Origin of the sequence: uncultured Helcococcus sp., from assembly GCF_946998255.1 — a bacterium.
Classification (GTDB): domain Bacteria; phylum Bacillota; class Clostridia; order Tissierellales; family Peptoniphilaceae; genus Helcococcus.
This window is the reverse complement of sequence record NZ_CAMPYN010000084.1, coordinates 1-3,589: the sequence shown is the minus strand read 5'-3', so window position 1 is coordinate 3,589 and position 3,589 is coordinate 1. Positions and strand designations below refer to the sequence as shown.

Here is a 3,589-nt window from a genome sequence, read left to right as displayed (position 1 = left end):
TAAAATAACCTTCCTTTTCTTATAATTTCTCCTCATTCAATAGTACGCTTAAGAAATATCATTGTCAAGCCATAAACTATTTACGAATATTAAAAGCACTTTTTAATTTTAAAACTTATTTCGACCAAAACTTCCATTAACTAGTCACAAAAAACCAGAGACATATATTTCATATATCTCTGGTATAAAGTTTAACTTTTTTAGGCCAGCTTAAATTCTTGAAACAATCACAAATATTTTATTTATGGTCTGTCAGCATAAACACAGAAAATTTGTCTGTTTCTATATAGGCCTTATCACCTATAATCTCATTAGAGATTGTTAGGCTAGATGGAAATGATACTTTCTCTTTGTCCAGGGTATATTTGACACCCTTTAAAGTCACAAGAGTGTCCTCAAGGACTATTATAGATAAATACTTGTAGTCATTTTTATCTACCTCAAGTTCTCCATCTACATAGCTTATCAAATTATTTTCATCCAATATATATCCCCTTATATCAAGGGCAGCAAGCCTTTTAAGTAAAAGGATATTTGCCATAGTATGGTCCATCCTGTCGCCCATGGCTGATAAAAGATATATATTGTCAGATTTTAACTCTATGGCTTTTTCAAGGGCTATTTCAAAATCAGTCATAGCTTTCTCAGCAGGATACTTTATCAATTTATCTTGGTCAGCCCCTGATAAAATATCCAAATCTACAGAGTCAAAATCACCTATTATATAGTCTGCTTCAAAGCCGTATTTGCTTAGATAATTTAATCCCTTATCTACAGCTATGACCTTGTCAGCTTGTTTATAATATTTTTCTAAAAAATCTTTGCCAGGTCCAGATCCACCTGAAACTATTAAAGTATTCACCATCTTTTCTCCTAGGTCTAAAGGATAAAATATTTTTCATCTACTCCAGCTTCTAATAAAACTTCTTTGATTTCTTTCATTAAGTCTAAAATATAAGAAACATTTTCACATTCTTTAAGATTATGAATATTTAAAATTGAAAAGCTAGTTTGCTTGTCTCCTGCATTAAAATCAATGTTACTGATTTTAGCATCTAAGTCGTAGTTATCTTCCGGTATAAAATTAGCATCAAATAGTTTTTCATAAGATAAAATCAATTCTTTTATCTTATCCCTTGTTTCCTTATTTAAATCACAACTATCTGATGCTTCTTCATAGTTGTAACCCTTATAGGCTTCAAGTGAATTTTCATCTCTATCATATATGTCAATACTTGCTATATGAGAAGCCCATGGGTTTGTCTTATGGTATTTAAAAATATATTCGCTCATATTCACTCCTAAATATTTTATCGTTATAAAGTTTTATACCCTTATTTTAGATTTCTAAATCTTACTTAATTGGCCAGACATTACCCAATAAATTAACTTATTTACAACCTTTTTGCCTGTAGCTTTTTCAAGAGCTTGGGCATATAGGTTCAATTGTTTAATATATAGACTTTCATCAACTATTTTATTTGTCTTAAAGTCCAAAATAGTAAAACCATAATCATCTTCGAAGAATAGGTCAATTTGTCCATCGACAGTGATTGGGTGTCCTTCATCATCATACTTCATAGTAAATGATGATTCCCTATAAAGTTTATTATTCTCCTTAGCTTCTACTAGCTGGGCAAATATTGGATGATTGATAAAGTCTATAAAAAGTTTTTTATCAATGTAACCAAATTCCTTATGGCTAATAAACTTGTTTTCTAGCATATTGGCAAAGAATTGGTCTAAATCTTTTTCAGACATTGCTTTGATAGGAAGTTTTTCAAATAAATAATGATATAGGCTACCTTTGGCAAGTGGGTCTAGTTTTAAGTCGTCAGATTTTTCAATGAACTTCGCCTGTAAGAGAAGCTCGGTTTTATATACCTCTTTATCTGTTAGCTTTTCATATTCTCTAAAGTCTGATTCCTTGTTATCATCCTTAGCTGAGATTTCAGTAACAGTCTTTTTATATGGAAGATTTACCATGCTGGTGTCATAATCAAAATTGAAGACTTTTTCTAGTTTTTCAGCAACTTTTTCTTCAAAGTCCTTATTTTCTTTTGATGATTTTTCTGAAGATTTATCCTGGTCTTCATTTAAGAATGCTTCTTTATAAAGATCTGCAGAATTAATATTTTCAAAATTATATTTTATATTTAACTCGTTTATTTCTTTTTGTGAAGCCTCTAAAGCTGAATAAATCCAATCATGGTAGCTATTCATCTTTTTAGGATCGTCTTTTTCAATTTTATATCCTTCAGCTTTACCTTTTGATAATAAATGAATTTCTCTTTCAGCTCTAGTCATGGCTACATATAAGATTCTCATTTCTTCAGACAACAATTCATCTTTTTTAGCAGATTTGATCAACTTATAAGATATCGGTTCTTCAAGCTTATTAGTATCAGGATCATAAACTTTTAATGAGATACCACCCTCATTCATTATAAAGGATTCTCTTAGGTCCATTGTGTTCATACCCTTGCCTGCATTTACTATAAGGCAAGTATCAAATTGAAGGCCCTTTGACTTGTGCATGGTCATCAGTCTAACAACATCATCCTCTTCTGAAAGTTCTGCATTTGATTCCCTGTCAGTCAAGTCCTTTTTTTGAGCAAATTTCAAGTAAGAAACAAGCGAAGATAAACTTTGGAATGACCCGCTTTCTATTTCTTTTATCTCATCTATAAATAACTTCATATTAGAAAGGATCCTATCTCCATTATCCTTGGATAAAATATATGAAAGATATCCCGAATCACTTAATACAAACCAAGCCAACTTTTCAAGGCTTAATTTTCTTTCCAAGTCTCTATATTCCTCAATCTTATCATTATAAGTTTCGATTTTTTCTTTTATATTTTCATTAGCGTCTTTTCTTTGAGAATAATTTCTAAAGCAATAGTTGAATGAGTGGTCTTTATCATCATACCTGATGTGGGCAAGCTCATCATCGGTCATATTTACCAAAGGAGAAGTCAATACTGATAAAAGAGTAATATCATCTTGGTCATTGTCTATTGCTTTCAATATTTCTATAAAGGCTTTGATTTCTATATCTTCATATGAGAATCCTGATGATTCATAAAAGTATGGTATTTTTTCCATTTCAAGCACTTTTATAATGTCAGGAAATATAGTTTTACTTCTTGCCAAAACAGCTATCTTATTATAATAAGTTTTTTCTTCTTTAGATTTCTTTTCTTTTTCTTCATCATTTTCTTTAGCCGCTTTTTCCTCATACATTTTTTTCTTTCTATGGACTATTTCTTTTATTTTTTTCCCTACAAGAAGAGCTTCAGAATTTATATTCAACAATTCCCTATCTATTTTTGCTTTTAGTTCATCTTCTTCATCTTTATCCATATTTTCAATAAAGTTTAAGGATATTTTTGTAGATTCGTCATCATACTTATCACTATCTTTACCAGGGGCTAGCCTATGCTCATAGGTATCATAGTTCACATTCCCTAATTCATCAGTCATGTGCTTGTTGAAAATTAGGTTGTTAAAATTTAATAGATTTCTTTCAGTTCTAAAGTTATGGTATAGGTCAATGGCTATATTATTTTCATTATCTGTTTTATAA

The 3,589-nt window shown here is 30.3% G+C and carries 3 protein-coding genes; all 3 read right to left on the bottom strand.

The features are described from left to right. Positions 1–238: 238 nt before the first annotated feature. Positions 239–865, bottom strand: coding sequence for a thiamine diphosphokinase (locus Q0U66_RS05665; protein ID WP_297378537.1), 627 nt, complete (start codon positions 863–865; stop codon positions 239–241). 14 nt (positions 866–879) lie between these two features. After that, on the bottom strand, positions 880–1,293 hold the full coding sequence (locus Q0U66_RS05660; RefSeq protein WP_297378534.1) for a hypothetical protein: 414 nt from the start codon (positions 1,291–1,293) through the stop codon (positions 880–882). A 54-nt stretch (positions 1,294–1,347) separates the two neighbouring features. Further along, positions 1,348–3,589: 3'-5' exonuclease (locus Q0U66_RS05655; protein WP_297378531.1), on the bottom strand; the 2,242-nt coding region annotated here is incomplete at its 5' end.

Coding starts and splice junctions, on each gene's coding strand:
- Q0U66_RS05665 (WP_297378537.1), bottom strand. CDS start 865: ATGGTGAATACTTTAATAGTTTCAGGTGGATCTGGACCTGGCAAAGAT.
- Q0U66_RS05660 (WP_297378534.1), bottom strand. CDS start 1,293: ATGAGCGAATATATTTTTAAATACCATAAGACAAACCCATGGGCTTCT.